This is a genomic window from Streptomyces sp. NBC_01198 (assembly GCF_036010485.1).
In the GTDB taxonomy this organism is placed as follows: domain Bacteria; phylum Actinomycetota; class Actinomycetes; order Streptomycetales; family Streptomycetaceae; genus Actinacidiphila.
Genome location: NZ_CP108568.1, coordinates 4,810,247 through 4,825,138, shown reverse-complemented (window position 1 = coordinate 4,825,138; position 14,892 = coordinate 4,810,247). Strand labels below are relative to the sequence as shown.

The following is a 14,892-nucleotide window of genomic DNA, read 5'->3' as shown; positions in this document are numbered from 1 at the left end:
AGGCTGGTGTTGGACAGCGCCACCCACTTGTAGCGGTCCGGGCGTTCGCCCGCGGTGGCGCCGGAGGGGGCGACGCGGAGGTCCGCGGGCTCAGACACGTCGGGTGATCCTCTCCAGCAGCGGGAGGGCGGCGGCGAGGGTGACCTGCTCCTCGGGCGACAGCTCGTCGGCGATGGCGCGGGTCAGCCGCCTGGCCTTCTCCTGCCGGGCGCCGTGCAGGCCCGCCAGTCCGGTGGCCGACAGCGACACGACGATGCGGCGCCCGTCGTCCGGGTCCGATTCGCGGGCGACCAGGCCGCGTTCGTGCAGCACGTTGACGATCGTGCACATGCTCTGCGGGCGTACGCCCTCGCCCGCGGCCAGTTCGGAGGAGGTCGCGGGGCCCTCCCGGTCCAGCCGGACCAGCACCGAGGTCTGGGAGAGCGTCAGTTCGCCGTCCGGGCGGAACTGCCGCAGCCGCCGCACCAGCGGGCCGAGGGCCGCGCGCAGATCGGCGGCGAGACGGGCCGGGCCGGCGTCGGCGGGCGGCGCGGGCGCCGGGTCCGCCTGGTCCGGGTGCGTCTGCGTCCTGCTGCTGGCCGACATAATCATCAGTATAAACTGATCAGTTCAGCCTTATGGTATAGCTGGCGCCATGACTCAATACCCGGACACCTCCCCCGGCTCGCTCTTCGCGACAACCATTGCCATCGCCGGACACGACGGCGACCAGATCGAGGCGTATCTGGCCCGCCCGGCCGGCGAGAACACCCGCGGCGGGGTCGTCGTCATCCACCACATGCCCGGTTACGACCGGGAGACCAAGGAGATGGTGCGGCACTTCGCCGAGCTGGGTTACGACGCGATCTGCCCCAACCTCTACAGCCGCGAGGCGCCCGGCGCGGACCCCGCGGACGCCAGTGCGGTGGCCCGCGCGAACGGCGGCGTACCGGACGACCGGCTGGTCGGCGACGTCGCGGGCGCGGCCGCGTATCTGCGGGCGCTGCCCGCGGCCAGCGGGAAGGTCGGCGTCATCGGGCACTGCTCGGGCGGCCGGCAGGCCGTGCTCGCCGCCTGCCGGCTCGACCTGGACGCGGCGGTCGACTGCTACGGCGCCTTCGTCGTCGGCGAGGTGCCGCCGGGCCTGGGCCTGAAGGTCACCAACCTGCTGCCCGACCTGCCGAACCTGTCCGCCCCGCTGCTCGGCCTCTTCGGCACGGAGGACCAGCACCCGAGCCCGGAGCAGGTCGCGGAGCTCGGCCGGATCCTCACCGAGCACGGCAAGGACTTCGAATTCCACAGTTACGAGGACGCCGGGCACGGCTTCTTCGCCGTCAACCGTCCCGGTTACCGCGTCGCGGCGACCAATGACGGGTGGGAGCGGATTGCCGGGTTCTTCGCCAAGCACCTTGCGGAGGGCTGAGGTTTGTGCACGTACACGACGGTCAAGGACGCGGTTGACGGCAGTGCCAAGGGGCCGGGCGGGTCGTGGTTCCACGTCTCCGACGTGACGGTCTACTTCGACCATCCCGTCCATGCGATGGCCGAGCACACGCTGAACATCGATTTCACGGACCCCTCACGCGGGCCTGCGGCCCGCGTCGCGCTCGAACTCACCGCGGAGTCCGCGGAGCGGCTGGTGGCGGCGATCCAGTCCGCACTGGCGGCCGCGCCGGTCGAGATGCGGCACTGACTCCCGCCCCTATGGGCTCGGCCCCCCTCCGCGGAGGGGGGCCGTGGGGCACCCCCGGGTGTGGCCCGGGGGTGCGGGGGTGGCGTTCGGGATGGGGTGCGGGCGGCGAGGGGGCGCCGCCCGCACCGGTGCATCCGAAGGCACGACGTGCGCACTACTCAGCGCGCACGGCTACTGCTCGCCCTCGACTTGCCCATGAAGCCCAGCCCCATCGTGGCCAGCCCAAGCGCAATGGCCACACCACCTACAACCGCGTTGTTGACGATCGTGTGGGTGAACGCCGCGTTTGGTCCGGCGATGGCCCAGGGAGCCAGGATCGTCCAGACGCCGATCGCGATGGCGCACCATCCGAGACCGACCGTCCGCTCCAGCACCGAGCCGAAGCCCATGGCCAGCACGGCCAGCGCGATGCCGGTGATCAGGTTGCTGATCCGCAGGTTGGTGAAGCCGGCGAAATTGACCACCCATGGCGAGATCGCCAGGTACAGGCCGGTCAGCAGGCACAGGCCCTCGACAATTCCAGAGATCGGCTTCGCAGAAGCTTCCGCGTACCGGCCGCGGAGGGCCATGAGGTCCGGATGTTGCTCGATCCGCGATGTCGAATGAGTCGAATCGGTGGCCATTCCAGCCACCTCCTTCGCAGTGTGCAGTGTCGTTTCTACCGACGGATGTCCTCCGGGTCTCCGGCCCGAAGCTGCTGCATCCTCACTCAGCGTAAATCCGTAGGCAGCTCCCCTGCCACTTACACAGCCCTTAACTTTGTGCAGATTTGTCCGTTACGTTCCATGACCATGCCCCGGCGGGCCCCCTGCCGGGCCGAGGCTGCGTACCAGCAGGCAGCCGTTGAGTACCGGTACTCATGCGGTGCGGCGACCCCCGTCCGCACACTCCCCTCATGGATGCCTATCGCTGCCCGGACTGCAACGCGATCACCGGGCCCGCCGTCACCGACGGTGGCCCCGCCGCGTGCCCGCTGTGCCGGCTGCCGCTCGACGGCCCCGAGGTGGCGGAACTGCGGGCGCTGGACGCCGAGTTGCTGGTGGTCGAGACCAGGCGGGCGGTGCTGCACCGGCGCAGGGCAGCACTCGTCGGGGCGCTGCGGGCCCGGCGGCGGCCGGTAGCCACGGCGGTCGCGGCTACCGCCGGCCACGTACCGCCAGCGGACGGTCCCGCACGGTCCGCGCAGACCGTGCTGCTCACCCTCGGCGGGATGCTGATCGTGGTGGCCGGTCTGGTGTTCACGCTGGTCAGCTGGGGTCGGCTCGGCATCGGCGGCCGCGCGGCGGTGCTCACGGCACTCACCGCGCTCGTCCTGGCGGCACCGCTGGCGCTGCGCCGCCGCGGCCTCGACGCGACCGCGGAGACCGCTTCCGCGGTGGGCCTGGCGCTGGTGCTGCTCGACGCCTACGCGGCCAGGGCCGCGGACCTCGGCGGGCTGCTCGCGGCCAACGGCGCCGGCTACTGGGCGGCGGTCACCGGGCTCGGCGCGGTCGGCGCGGGCGCCTACGGCCGGCTCACCCGGTCGGTGCTCGCGCCGTACGCGGCCCTGCTGCTGCTCCAGTGCGCCGCCCCGCTCACCGCCGCCGCGCTGCACGCGCACGCGACCGGCCTGGCGTACGCCCTGCTGGCCGGCGCGGTGCTGGATCTGGCGGTGGCGGTCCGCATGCCGGTCGCGCTCGGCGCGGCCGCCGGGTGGACGGTGGCGGCGGGCGTCGTGGCGGCGGGGGCCGCGTACGGCTCCGGCGGCTACGGTCCGGCGCTGCGCGCCTGCGGGCCGCTGCTGCTGGCCGCCGCCCTGGCACTGGCCGCGGCCCGCTCACGGCGGCTGCCCGGCGGCGGCGGCGCGGCGGCCGCCTTCTGCGGGCTGGCCCTGGTCGCGGCGGCCGCCGTCACCCCGTGGCTGGCGCTGCCCCAGCGCTGGGCGCCGCTGGCCGCGGTGGCGCCCGCGGCGCTGCTGGCGGCGGCCGCACTGCTGCGGCTGCGCCAGGTGCCCGCGGTCGGGCCGCTCGGGCGGCCCCAACCGCCGCTGTGGGCGGGGCTGTTCTACGCGGCGGCGCTGGTGCTCGGGCTGTCCGCGCTCGACGTCCTGCCGCTCTTCCTGCGCGCGCTGCGGCACTTGACGTCCGCGGGTGTGGTCCCGGTGGTCGCCGCGGTCCTCGCGCTGGTGCTCGCGGGCGCCGCCGTACGGTTCGGGCGTGCCGGGTCGGTGCCGCGCTGCGCGGCCGTACTCGCCGCGGTCGCCGCGGTCGTGACGGCGCCGCTCGCGGCCGGGCTGCCGTACGCGGCCGCGCTCGCCGCGGCCGGGGTGCCCGCGCTGGGCGCCGGCGTCCACCTGCTGCGCAGGCCGACGGCCGACCCCGCGCCCCAACTGTGCGCGCTGCTGGCCTCGTCGGCGGTCGCGCTGGTCTGGTCGCTGCCGCACGACACGGCCGCGCTGACCGTCTGGGACGCCGCGGCCGTGCTCGCCGGCTGCCTCGCGGCCGGCGGCCGGATCCCCCTGCCGGCAGCGGCGTTCGCGGTCTGCGCGCTGGCCTACACGGCCGCCCGTGCGGGCGCCGCGGCCGGACTGCCCCTGCACCAGGCCGCGTTCGCGGTGCTGGGCGTCGCGGTGGCGACCGTGCCGGTCGCCGCGCGGCTGCCCCGGCGTCTCTCGGCCGCCGTCGAGCGCGCCGGCTACGCGGTGGGCGCGGTGGCGCTGCTGGCCACCGCGGGGCACCCGGACGCGCTCAGCCTCGCGCTGGCCGTCGCCGGCGCCGCCTGCGCCGGGCTCGCGCTGCGGCCGGACCGCCGTACCGAGGGCGCCCTCGGCGCGGCCGCGCTGCTGGCCGGGTCGTCCTGGGTGCGGCTGGTCCTCGCGGGCGTGGGGGCGCCCGAGCCGTACACGGTCAGCGTCTCGGTGGTCCTGCTCGCCCTGGGCCTGCTGCGGCGCCGCCGCGACCCCGCCCTGGGCTCCTGGCCCGCGTACGGCCCCGGGCTGGCCTTCTCGCTGCTGCCCAGCCTGGTCGCCGCGTGGTCCGGCACGGGCTGGCAGCGCCCGCTGCTGCTGGGCCTGGCCGCGCTGGCGGTCACCCTGCTGGGCGCCCACCACCGGCTGCGCGCTCCGCTGGCGCTGAGCGCCGGGGTCCTCCTCGCCGTCGCATTGCACGAGCTGGCCCCGGCCGTGGCCGGGTCCGTCAGCCGGCTCCCGCACTGGGCGCCGGTCGCGGCGGCCGGCGCGCTGCTGCTCTACGTGGGCGCCACCTACGAGCGGCGGCTGCTCGCCGCGCAGCGGTGGCGCCGGGAGTTCCGCGCCCTGCGCTGACCGCGTGCCTCACCGAGACCGCGCGGCGGGCGTGGGCCCGGTTGGTTGGCGCGGACGGCGCGGCCGGAAGCGCGGCGCCCGTGCCCGGGCGGCCCTCAGCGCGGCGGCCGTAGCGGGCCGGCCCGCCTCAGCCGGGGCGGTGCGCCGTCAGGGTCAGGGTGGCCAGTGCCTCGGGGGCGCCCGGCTGGTCGCGGACGCCGGGGAAAGCGTTCACGTCGACGATCAGCGGGCGGCCCGCGCCCGCGTCGATCACGTCGACGCCGTAGACGTCCAGGGCGAAGACCTCGCCGACGCGGCGGACGAGGGCGGGCCAGCCGGGGGGCAGGTCGGCGAGCGGGACGGGGCCGCCGCCCGGGGCGGCGGGGGAGAGTTCCGAGCGGCGGAGTGCCGCGAAGACGTGCGGGCCGATCGCCCACAGCTTGTGGTCCCAGCCGGGATTGGGGACGAAGTCCTGGACGACGAAGGGCTCGTGCGGCGCCGAGGAGGCGAAGTCCCGTATCCGTGCGGCCCCTTCGAGCCGCACGACCACGTCCTCCTTCCTGCTGCACCGGCTCTTGACGACCACCGGCCCGGCCGGCGGCATCTCGGCCAGGGCGAGGGCGAGTTCGCCGCCGGAGGCGTAGGTGCGGGTGGGCGCGAAGGGCAGGCCCGCCCGTAGCGCGTCCCGCGCCATCGCCGTACGGTCCTGCAACCGGGCCGTCGCGGCAGTGGAGTTGACGACCCGGGCGCCGGCCGCCTCCAGGTCGCGGGCCAGGGCGAGGGCCCGGGGCGTGCGGGACTTGAGCAGGTAGACGTCGGCGGGCCGGGCCGGCGCCCGCCCGACGGCCGGGTCGAGCACCTCGACCTCGTGCTCGCCCGAGGCGGTGAGCAGTGCGGCGGCCGCGGCCAGCAGCGGGTGGCCGGGGTCGGGGGTGATCAGGCCCACCCTCACAACGTGTCGCCGACCGCGACCGGTACGGGCACCGGCACGGCGGCCGCGTGCGGCCGGTCGCCCGCGGCCAGCGCGAGGACGGCACTGGCGACGCGGGACGCCGCGTCGGGGACCTGCCGGAAGCTGGGGAAGTCGTTGACGTCCACGACGACGGGCCCGTCGGGGCCCACCAGCACGTCCAGGCCGTAGAGGTCGAGCCCGTAGACCGCCCCGGCCTGCGCGGCGATCGCGGCGATCTCCCGCGGCAGCGGCACCCGGCGCTCGCGGTGCGGCCGGTCGGGGTGCAGCGGGGAGCGGCGCTCGGTGGCGTAGAAGTCGTCGCCGACGCAGTAGACCTTGATGTCGACGCCCGCGTTGGGCACGTACGGCTGCGCGATGAGGAAGCCCTCGCCCTGCAGCACCGGCGTCAGCGCGGGCAGCCGGTCGGGCGTGGCCACCAGGTGCACCGCACGCCCGGAGCTGCCGTCGGCGGGCTTGACGACCAGCGGGTAGTCCGACTCGGGTATGTCGGCGAGGAGTTCGGGGGTGGCGGCCGCGTAGGTCGTCGGCATGGGCAGGCCGCGGCTGCGCCCGATCGCCGCGGCGAGCGCCTTGTCGCGGACCCCGCGGATCGAGCGGGCGTCGTTGACGGTGGTCATCCCGGCGGAGGCGGCGGCTTCCAGCAGGGTGAGCCCGGGCCCGCCGGACACGGTCTTGAGCACCCAGGCGTCGTGGCTGCCGGCCCTGACCACGTCGGTCATCCGGTGCAGCGAACCCCCGGGCCGCAGCACGTCCACCTGGTGGCCCCAGGCGTGGAGTCGGCGGATCACCTCGACCGGCATCCCGTCGTGGCGGTAGTTCTCCTCCACGAGGAAGCAGAGCTTCATGCGACCTTCCCCCCAACCCCCCTGAGCGTTCGCCGGTCGCGGCCGGCGAAGCGTGAAGGTCACAGGATGCCACGCGTATCAGGGAGTTCTGACGCTGGTGCCAACTGCCGCCGGGGCAGGGCGTGACGGGGCGGAAGGCCGGCGCCCGGCGGGGCGCCGGGGGCTCACTTCCGGTGCCCCAGCGGGTCGAGCTGCTCGGGCGTCGCGTCGTCCGCCGCGGTGGACCTGCTCAGCTCGCCCCACCGCTCGTCCTCGGCCAGCAGCGCGCGGCCCGCGGCGGTGGCGTAGGCGTACGCGTCCGGGCCGACCAGCAGCCGCAGCGGCGGCTCGTCGAGCGCGACGACGTCCAGCACCAGCCGGGCCACCTTGGCCGGGTCGCTGGCCGCGGTCGTCTCCGGGTCGTGCAGCGCGGCCATCACGCCGACGGTGCCGGCGTACTCCGGGCGGACGGGGGCGATCCGCATCGAGGACCCGGCCCAGTCGGTGCGCATCCCGCCGGGCTCCAGCACCGTCACCTTGATGCCGAGCGGCCCGACCTCGCGGGCCAGCACCGAGGAGAAGCCGCCGACGGCCCACTTCGCCGACTGGTACGCCGACAGGCCCGGGGTCGCCATCCGGCCGCCGACCGAGGAGACCTGCACCACGTGCCCGGAGCCCTGCTCGCGCATCACCGGCAGCGCGGCCCGGGTGAGCCGGACCACACCGAGCAGGTTGGTGTCGATCTGGGCGCGGAAGTCGTCGAAGTCGACGTCCTCGACCGAGGCGACGTTGGCGTATCCGGCGTTGTTGACCAGCACGTCGAGCCGTCCGAAGCGGTCGACGGCGGTGCGTACGGCGGCGCGGGCGGCCTCGTCGTCGGTCACGTCGAGCGCGACGACGGCAAGCCGGTCGCCGTGCTCGGCGGCGAGGTCGTCCAGCGCGGTGACACTGCGTACACCGGCGACGACCTGGTGTCCGGCGTCCAGCGCGGCCGTGACGATCGCCCGGCCGAGGCCGCGGGAGGCGCCGCTGACCAGGAAGACGGTGGGGGTGGGCATGGGGTCGCTCCTCGTGAGTGCTTCCTTACTAACCGGTTGATTAGCAACATCTTCCATGGAACTGCACGGCGGGCCCTGTGTCAACTGTCTGGTTAGTTGATAGGCTGGGTGCCATGAAGAGGGACGTCATCGGCCGGGACGCGGACGCCACCCGCCGCCGCTTGCTGGACGCGGCGACCCGCGAATTCGCCGCGTACGGCATCGCCGGCAGCCGGGTCGACCGCATCGCGGCCGACGCCCGCAGCAACAAGGCGCAGATCTACCACTACTTCGGCAGCAAGGACGGCCTCTTCGACGCCGTCTTCGACGCCATGTGCGGCGAGACGGTCGACGCCGTGCCCATCGACACGGACGACCTGCCCGGATACGCCGGCCGCCTGCACGACTCGTACGTCGAGCGGCCCTGGGTGCAGCGGCTGGCCACCTGGTACCGCCTGGAGCGGGCCGGCAGCGGCGAGCTGCTGAGCGTGGTGCTGGACAGCAACGCGGCGAAGGTGCGGGCCATCGCGGAGGCACAGCGGGCCGGCCGGGTGCCCGACCGCTTCCCGGCGGCCGAGCTGCTGGGGCTGGTGCTGCACCTCTCCGGCTTCTGGAGCAGCAACGTGCCCGAGTACGAGGCCGTCGTCTCCGACGCCTCCGCGGCGCACCGCCGCGAGGTCGTCGTGGCGGCGGTGCGGGCGCTGCTCAACGGGTGACGGGGCCGGACGCCTGCGGCTCAGTCCTCCGCGTGCAGCCTGGACGCGCGCCACCTCGGCAGCAGGGGTCGCGTCTCGCCCATGTGTGCGGGCAGGTCCGGCGGTTGCCCGGTGGAGGACTCGTGGGCGAGGCGCCGCCAGTAGGTCAGCGCCTTGCCGGTGTCCACGACCCTGGGGTCCCGCTCGCTCAGGGCCGCTCTGCGTTCCGCGACCAGGTCGGTGAAGGCGGCGACCGCGCCCTCGGCGTCCCCCGCCTTGCCGCGGTACCAGGCGAGTTTGTGCCGGGTCAGGAGAGTGACGTCGTGGTCGGGGCCGAGGATCCGGCCCTGGTCGGCGGCGACCGCGGCGAGGTCGATGACGGCGCCCAGCGGGTCCCCTGCCTCGCCCCGGCACCTGCCCAGGTCCGACCGGGCGGACAGCGTGTCCAGGTGGTCGGGGCCGACCACCCGGCTGCGGCGGCTGACCAGCTCGGACAGCGCCACGACCGCACTCATGGCGTCCCCGCGCGAGCTGTGGTGGTCGGCCACCGCGTGCAGCGTCTCCAGCGTGCGGGGGTGGTCGGGCCCCAGGACGCGGCGGCGGTCCGCCAGCAGGGCGAGATATTCCTGGAACGCCCGTTCCGTGTCGCCGGAGTTCTCCCGCCAGACGGCCACGAAGCCCCGGGTGGACAGGGTGCCGGGGTGGTCGGGGCCGAGCAGCCGGAGCTGGTCGGCCAGCAGGTCGGTCAACTCCGCCCCCGCCTTCGCCTTGCCCTGGACGACATCCAGATACGCCGCCCACTTGCGGCAGTCGAGGGTGACCGGGTGCTCGGGCCCGAGCGCCGCGCGCGCGTCGGCGACCGCCTGCGCGGCGATCTCGGCCGCGCGGAGCGGTCCGTCCTGGAGCAGCTGGGCGACCGACAGGAGGTGCCGTGCCACGATGGTCTGCTGGTGGCCGGGGCGGGCGACCGCCTCCACGTCGGCGAGCAGCATCTCCGCGTCGACGAGCAGCGCGAAGGCGCCGGCCGAACCCTCCCGGTGGCCTTCGGCCAGCCGCCCGAAGAGCAGTTCCGCGCGGGTCCTCAGGGTGTCGAGGTGCTCGGGGCCGAGCACCCGCGTGCGGTCGTCGAGCACGCTCCGGAGGGCGGCCATGGCATCGGGCCCAGCGTCCGTCAGCATCCTTGCGAAGCGCGCGAGGACAAAGCGGGTCATCAGCGTGTCGGGCCGAAGCGCCCCGAGCCGCTCCTGCACCTCGCGCACCACCGCGAGTTCGGGGATCGCACCGAGCGTGTCCCCGGCCTCGCCGCGCCACCGCGCCGCGCAGGCACGGGCTTTCAGCACGTCGGGATGGTCGGCGCCGAGCACGTCGGCGGCCTCGGCGGCCAGCCGGGCGCAGAGGAACTGCGCTTCGGCGAACTGCCCCCACTCGCCCGCGCTGCGGCCGGCCCTGAAGGCCACCGGGTGGATGCCTCTACGCATCCCGTTGCCGTCACCGCGCCCCCACAGCAACGCGAAGGCGTTGGTCCTGAGGTTGCCGGCGAAGTGCTGGTTGTCCTCGACCTCGGGCCACCCGTCGAGCAGCGCCTCGGCGGCGCCGTACACGAGACCCGGCAGCACACCGGCGGGGACGTCGGCCAGCACGTCACGGCGTACGGGGGCTTCGACCGGCATCGTGACATGGGTCAGGTACTCCCGCCGATCGACCAGGCTCAGGTCGTAGAGCACCTGTGTCGCGCGGGTGACGTCGTCGGCGGTCACCGGCGCCCGGTCCGCCTTCTCCCCACCCCTGCTGGCCCGCAGCCAGGTGAGCAGTCTCAGCCCCGCCTCGCTGGTCAGCACCTGCTTCGGGGCTCCCTCCTCGGCCAGTACGGCGGCGAACTGCAGCAGCGGCAGGGCGACACCGGCCGGGTGCCTGCGGTTCGCCGCGTCGATCGTCAGCCGCAACGGGGCGTGGGCGGCTGAGACGTCGCTGCCGCGGTCCTCCAGCCGCCGCAGGTAGGCCTTGACGTCGATGTCCTCGGCGGCGATGTGGCGGACGGCCAGGGCCAGGGACGCGGGCAGCGCGCCGAGCCGCTCGGCCAGCACGGCCACGTCGGCGGAGCCGGGCGGGCCGGAACGGTGCGCGCCGAGCGCCCGTTCCAGGTAGGCGGCGGCCTCCTGGTCGGTGAACGACCGGACCGGCACGATCACCGGGCTCATGGCCCGGTCGAAGTCCCGGCGGCTGCTGGTGACCAGCACGCGTCCGACCGGGCTGGCCGGCGGCCACAGGCCCTCGGCGAGTTCGGCCGGCTCGGTCACCCCGTCCAGCACGATCAGCCACGGGCGCGGCTTCGTGCCGCCCGCCGGGCGCAGCCAGTTGAGGAACGCCTGGGCGCCTTCCGCCGGATCGGGGAAGTAGCGCCCCAGGATGTCCTGCGCGGCCTGCACGTAAGCGGCGGTGACCGTCTCGCGGCCGGCGTCGGCGACCCACAGCAGCAGCTGCAACTCGCCCCGCTCCCAGGCGGTTTCCGCGTACCGCACCGCGAGCTGGGTCTTGCCGGTGCCCGCGGTGCCGGTGAGGATCAGCGGCCGGCCGGGCGGCACGGACAGCGCCTCGGTCAGCTCGCGCTGCTGGAAGTGCGGCGCAAGGGCGGGGACGCGGCCGATGCGATGCGGCAGCGGCAAGGGGGTCAGCGGCGCCGCGCTCTGGTAGTGGTTGAAGGTGTGCGCCCGGCCGACGGCCACGCCGCCGTTGCTGCTCTCCACGTGCAGGGCGCCGCCCGCGGCGGGGGTCGGGGGTCCCGGCTGCGGGTGCTCAGGCGGTCGGACCGGCCGCCGTGATGGGCTCTGTGCCGCCGGATCGCTCAGCCCTGGGAGGCGTCCGGCGGAAGAGGGCGGTCCGGGCTCCCCGCGCCGCCGCCGGGTAGCGGGTGGCCGATGTGCACGTCGCCGTGCACGAGGCCCGCGGCCACCGAGCGCTCACCCTCCGCCCGTACGGTCAGATCACCGCCCACGGCGATGCCGCCGGGGCCTGCGCCCACCTGCGGCCGGGGGGCTGGCAGTCGCGCCAGCAGCGTCCCCAGCGCGTCAGCGGCCCCCGCGCGCTCGTCCTCGTCGTCGAAGTCCTCCAGCAGGTCCTGGATACGCGCCTGCCAGATCGCCCGGCACGTCGAGCGCAGGGTCTCGCGCTGCGCGAGGGGCGCCGCCACCAGCTCCGCCCCGGCCTGGTCGAGGCGTTCGAGCACCACGGCCTCGCGGCGCTCCACGCCGCGGCCGAACCAGCGGGCCAGACCGTCGCGGAGGGCGGGCCAGTCGCCGGTGCCCGGCACCGTGGCGACGGCTGCTCCCCCCGATGCCGCGAGTGCGGCGAGCGCTTCGTCCTGCATGTACACCCCTGTACGCAAAGGCCGTTGAGGAGACGGTAGCCGCTGGCGCGGGCGCTGTCCCGGCCATTGGCCAAGCGCGCCGCCGCCCTGCCGGCGACGGGCCGGCAGGGCAGGGGAGAACGGGGAAGGAGGGGACGGGCGGCGGTCAGTAGCCGGCCGGCGCGCCTCGCCGGGCCGGGGCGGCCGGGCGGCCGGCCCGCTCCCACTCGGTGAAGGTGTTGGTCCGCACGTGCACGAACCGCTTGAGCGGCTCGTCGGCGTACGTCCACGGGATGGCTCCCGCGTAACCGCCGATGGCCCGGAACTGCTCGGCCGCCTCCGCGTAACGGTGCAGCCGGAAGAGGGTGTTCGCCAGCAGGTGGCGCACCAGCGGGATCCGGAAGTATCCGGGGTGAGCCTCGTCGATCGCGTCCAGCATCGCGTCGGCGGCGGCCGTCACGAACGGCTGGTCGTAGATGCTGTAGTCGGGGTCGTTGAGCGCCTGCTCGTAGATCGCCAGCAGCGGCATGTACGCCAGCAGGCTGCCGCGCGGCGCCGAGGCCGCGGCCTGCTCGGCGAAGGCGAACATCAGCTCCCGCGACCCGCGCCACTTCTCGCACCAGTACTGCAGCGCGGCGTGGTGCGCGATGAAGTGGTGCGGGTCGCGCGCGGTGATCTGCGCCCACAGCTGCCGGAAGTCGTCGTGCGACCAGCCGAGCCCTTTTGCGATGGAGATCTGGGGCACCCAGGGGTTCGGGTCGTAGGGGGCAAGGCGCGCCGCCTCCTGGCAGGCCGGCAGCGCCCCGGCCAGCAGGCGGCGGAATCCGTCGAACTGCTCGGCCGTGGTGTTCTTCGCCTGCTGGCTGCCGCGTACGTCGCCGGCCAGTTTGACCAGGGCCATGGCATGCACCAGGGCGGCGCCCGGGTCACCGGGGAGCCGGCCGCGCCAGACGGTGAGCCACGTGTCGTCCTCCACGGCGACCTCCGCGAGCTGCGAGGCCCGGTAGCCGCGTACGTCCCAGTCGGTTCCGGCCGCCGCGAGATAGCCGGCCGCGTACTGCCAGTCGCCTGCGCGGGCGGCGGCCAGGGCGGCGTCGACCTCCGGGTCGGGACCAGGCCGGGTGATGTCCACCTGCGCGGCGGGCACGAGCCCGTAGGCGGCGGGGTCGATCCTGAGCGGGACGTCGGCCTTGGCTTGCGCCTTCAGGGCGCGCGCCTTCTTGATGTTGCGCGGGACGGTGACGGCGGCATAGACCAGCAGGGCCGCGCCGGCGATGGTCACGAGGACGTTCATGGAAGCCTTCGGGTGTGCGTGGCGATGAGCGCGTCCCCGGACGGGGGCGCGGTGTGGAAGAGCTCTCGTAGCGGGGCAGTGCGGGGCGGGTCGGCGATGGCCGCGTCGAGCGCCGGTTCCAGCGCCTCCGCCAGGCCCGCGGTCGTCAACCGCCGTACGGGCGGGCCGGACCAGGACAGTTCCCAGCGGATCCGCCCGGTGTCGGCGAGGGCGACGACGGTGAGCGCCCGCAGCGCGGAACGGAAGGCCGTACGGGCGAACTCGCGGGCGGCCCGGCCGCCGGCCCCGGCAGCGGCACTGGACTTGGGCAGCAGGTCGGCGATCTGCGGCCGCATCCCGGCGTCGACCAGGTCGAGCACCGTGCCGAGGCCCGGCGCCCCGCCCAGGGCGATCCGGCCGGCCGCGGCGGCGTCGGCCGTGGCGGACAGCAGCGGCTGCGCGGCACGGAGGTGGGCGGCGCGCTCTGCCTCGTGCGGCAGTTCGTGCCACGGCACCCGGTGCATCTCGTCGGCGGCCGCACCGAGCTGCAGGCGTTCGAGCGCCGCGAACGTGCCGTCGCGGTCGCGCAGCAGGGCGACCGCGGGACCGGCGGCCGGGGCGCCGCGCCCGTCGGGCGGCAGCGCCTCGACGACCGCGACCCGCTCCGCCAGCGGCGGGTGGCTGTCGTACGGCGTCCGCTCCTGCTGCGGCAACCACCGGAAGGCCTCGGCCATTTCGCGGCGGCGGTCCCCGTCGGCCAGCAGCAGCGCCAGGCCGCCGTGGAACTGCCCGGGCGGCGGGAGCAGTTCGTTCTCCCAGCCGAGGCCGGCGTAGTCCCGCACGTACAGCTCGGCGGCGGCGTCGAGCCCGGGGAGGCGGCGCAGCGCCGCGGCGGTGCTGTCCCGCCCGGCGACCCGGACGGCGACCAGGTCGGCGGCGTACTCCTGCCGCCGGCTGACGCCCTCGGTGCAGCGCAGGCCGAGCTTGGCGTAGGCGGCGTAGACCTTCGCCAGGTAGTGGTCGGGGCCGCGGGTGCCGCCGCCGACCGGCGCCGGTTTCCCCCGGGCCCTGCGCCGGGCCGCCCTGGCCGCCGCCTCCCGCTCCTCGCGCGCCTGGTAGGCGGCCGCGCGGCCGGTCAGCTCGCCGACCGTCCGCGCCAGCGCCGCCCGCCCCGCCCACACGGTGGTCGCCAGCCGGGTGTCGGCGTTGGCGTAGTGGCCGAGCTCGTGGGCGACGACCGCGTCGAGTTCCGGCCCGGTCAGGCCGATGAGCAGCGAGGTGCCCACGAAGAGCCGCCGCTTGCCGCGGACCAGGCCCAGCATCCTGGCGTCCTCGACCACCACGGCGTTGACGTCCGCGATCAGCCGGATCTCGGCGGGCGGTGCGGTGCGGGCCGCCCGCGCCAGCTCCCGTACCCGGTGCCACAGTTCGGGCTGTTCTGCGGGGGTCAGCGGCAGCCCGGGGAGCTCGTCACGGCCGGCGGAGTCCCCCCGGGTGAGGTAGACGACCCGGACCAGCGAGTAGGCGACGGCCACCGAACCCGCGTACCCCTCAAGGCTGATGGCGGTGAACGGGTGCGGACCGTGCAGCAGGAAAAGGTCCGCGCCGACCAGGGCGGCCAGGATCAGCGGCCCCAGCAGGTGGTAGCCCGCCAGCAGGAGGAGAGCCAGCAGGGCTCGCGGGAGCACAAAGTGGCCGTCGCGGCCGGACCTCGCCATGGGAGAAACCCCTCTTAGGGACGCACGCACGAACCCGTCGGCGGGCGTCGAGTACCGAACACCAGTGCAGGGGGAAG

The 14,892-nt window shown here is 75.2% G+C and carries 13 protein-coding genes; 4 read left to right on the top strand and 9 right to left on the bottom strand.

Features of this window, described 5'->3' with window-relative positions; genetic code table 11:
- Positions 1–90 precede the first annotated feature (90 nt).
- A complete protein-coding gene (locus OG702_RS21575) occupies positions 91–585 on the bottom strand; it encodes a MarR family winged helix-turn-helix transcriptional regulator (protein ID WP_327290550.1) in 495 nt (164 codons plus the stop codon).
- A gap of 49 nt (positions 586–634) precedes the next feature.
- Here OG702_RS21575 and OG702_RS21570 point away from each other — a divergent pair, with 49 nt between their 5' ends.
- Positions 635–1,402, top strand: a complete 768-nt coding sequence (locus OG702_RS21570; RefSeq protein WP_327290549.1) for a dienelactone hydrolase family protein — start codon at positions 635–637, stop codon at positions 1,400–1,402.
- A gap of 3 nt (positions 1,403–1,405) precedes the next feature.
- Complete coding sequence (locus OG702_RS21565; RefSeq protein WP_327290548.1) at positions 1,406–1,672, top strand: DUF6295 family protein; 267 nt, start codon at positions 1,406–1,408, stop codon at positions 1,670–1,672.
- Positions 1,673–1,830: 158 nt separating this feature from the next.
- Here OG702_RS21565 and OG702_RS21560 read toward each other — a convergent pair whose 3' ends face one another.
- The gene (locus OG702_RS21560) at positions 1,831–2,295 is read right to left on the bottom strand and encodes an SPW repeat protein (protein ID WP_327290547.1); all 465 of its coding nucleotides are present in this window, start codon (positions 2,293–2,295) and stop codon (positions 1,831–1,833) included.
- Between the two features lie 272 nt (positions 2,296–2,567).
- Between OG702_RS21560 and OG702_RS21555 the strand changes: the two genes are divergently transcribed.
- The gene (locus OG702_RS21555) at positions 2,568–4,973 is read left to right on the top strand and encodes an SCO7613 C-terminal domain-containing membrane protein (protein WP_327290546.1); all 2,406 of its coding nucleotides are present in this window, start codon (positions 2,568–2,570) and stop codon (positions 4,971–4,973) included.
- 127 nt (positions 4,974–5,100) lie between these two features.
- On the opposite strand, the gene OG702_RS21550 is transcribed toward OG702_RS21555, so the two are convergent.
- The 3 genes from OG702_RS21550 to OG702_RS21540 form a co-directional block, all read right to left on the bottom strand.
- Positions 5,101–5,904 carry an ATP-grasp domain-containing protein gene (locus tag OG702_RS21550; RefSeq protein WP_442814495.1) on the bottom strand — a complete coding sequence of 268 codons (804 nt, stop codon included), beginning with the start codon at positions 5,902–5,904 and terminating at the stop codon, positions 5,101–5,103.
- Positions 5,901–6,770 (bottom strand): ATP-grasp domain-containing protein, encoded by an 870-nt coding sequence (locus tag OG702_RS21545; RefSeq protein ID WP_327290544.1) that lies wholly within the window; start codon positions 6,768–6,770, stop codon positions 5,901–5,903. Before OG702_RS21545 ends, OG702_RS21550 begins: the two co-directional genes overlap by 4 nt.
- A 164-nt stretch (positions 6,771–6,934) precedes the next feature.
- Positions 6,935–7,807: an SDR family NAD(P)-dependent oxidoreductase gene (locus OG702_RS21540; RefSeq protein ID WP_327290543.1), complete on the bottom strand. Its 873-nt coding sequence runs from the start codon at positions 7,805–7,807 to the stop codon at positions 6,935–6,937.
- A 113-nt stretch (positions 7,808–7,920) separates the two neighbouring features.
- Here OG702_RS21540 and OG702_RS21535 point away from each other — a divergent pair, with 113 nt between their 5' ends.
- Positions 7,921–8,502 (top strand): TetR family transcriptional regulator, encoded by a 582-nt coding sequence (locus tag OG702_RS21535; protein ID WP_327290542.1) that lies wholly within the window; start codon positions 7,921–7,923, stop codon positions 8,500–8,502.
- Between the two features lie 20 nt (positions 8,503–8,522).
- Here the strand turns inward: OG702_RS21535 and OG702_RS21530 are convergent, their stop codons facing one another.
- From OG702_RS21530 to OG702_RS21515, 4 genes are all read right to left on the bottom strand, one after another.
- Positions 8,523–11,225 carry a tetratricopeptide repeat protein gene (locus tag OG702_RS21530; RefSeq protein ID WP_327290541.1) on the bottom strand — a complete coding sequence of 901 codons (2,703 nt, stop codon included), beginning with the start codon at positions 11,223–11,225 and terminating at the stop codon, positions 8,523–8,525.
- 98 nt (positions 11,226–11,323) lie between these two features.
- Positions 11,324–11,845: a hypothetical protein gene (locus OG702_RS21525; protein WP_327290540.1), complete on the bottom strand. Its 522-nt coding sequence runs from the start codon at positions 11,843–11,845 to the stop codon at positions 11,324–11,326.
- 145 nt (positions 11,846–11,990) lie between these two features.
- Positions 11,991–13,118 carry a hypothetical protein gene (locus tag OG702_RS21520; protein WP_327290539.1) on the bottom strand — a complete coding sequence of 376 codons (1,128 nt, stop codon included), beginning with the start codon at positions 13,116–13,118 and terminating at the stop codon, positions 11,991–11,993.
- Positions 13,115–14,815, bottom strand: a complete 1,701-nt coding sequence (locus tag OG702_RS21515; protein ID WP_327290538.1) for a M48 family metalloprotease — start codon at positions 14,813–14,815, stop codon at positions 13,115–13,117. The genes OG702_RS21520 and OG702_RS21515 overlap by 4 nt, the downstream gene beginning before the upstream one ends.
- Positions 14,816–14,892 lie beyond the last annotated feature (77 nt).

Coding starts and splice junctions, on each gene's coding strand:
- OG702_RS21575 (WP_327290550.1), bottom strand. CDS start 585: ATGTCGGCCAGCAGCAGGACGCAGACGCACCCGGACCAGGCGGACCCG.
- OG702_RS21570 (WP_327290549.1), top strand. CDS start 635: ATGACTCAATACCCGGACACCTCCCCCGGCTCGCTCTTCGCGACAACC.
- OG702_RS21560 (WP_327290547.1), bottom strand. CDS start 2,295: ATGGCCACCGATTCGACTCATTCGACATCGCGGATCGAGCAACATCCG.
- OG702_RS21555 (WP_327290546.1), top strand. CDS start 2,568: ATGGATGCCTATCGCTGCCCGGACTGCAACGCGATCACCGGGCCCGCC.
- OG702_RS21545 (WP_327290544.1), bottom strand. CDS start 6,770: ATGAAGCTCTGCTTCCTCGTGGAGGAGAACTACCGCCACGACGGGATG.
- OG702_RS21540 (WP_327290543.1), bottom strand. CDS start 7,807: ATGCCCACCCCCACCGTCTTCCTGGTCAGCGGCGCCTCCCGCGGCCTC.
- OG702_RS21535 (WP_327290542.1), top strand. CDS start 7,921: ATGAAGAGGGACGTCATCGGCCGGGACGCGGACGCCACCCGCCGCCGC.
- OG702_RS21525 (WP_327290540.1), bottom strand. CDS start 11,845: ATGCAGGACGAAGCGCTCGCCGCACTCGCGGCATCGGGGGGAGCAGCC.
- OG702_RS21520 (WP_327290539.1), bottom strand. CDS start 13,118: ATGAACGTCCTCGTGACCATCGCCGGCGCGGCCCTGCTGGTCTATGCC.
- OG702_RS21515 (WP_327290538.1), bottom strand. CDS start 14,815: ATGGCGAGGTCCGGCCGCGACGGCCACTTTGTGCTCCCGCGAGCCCTG.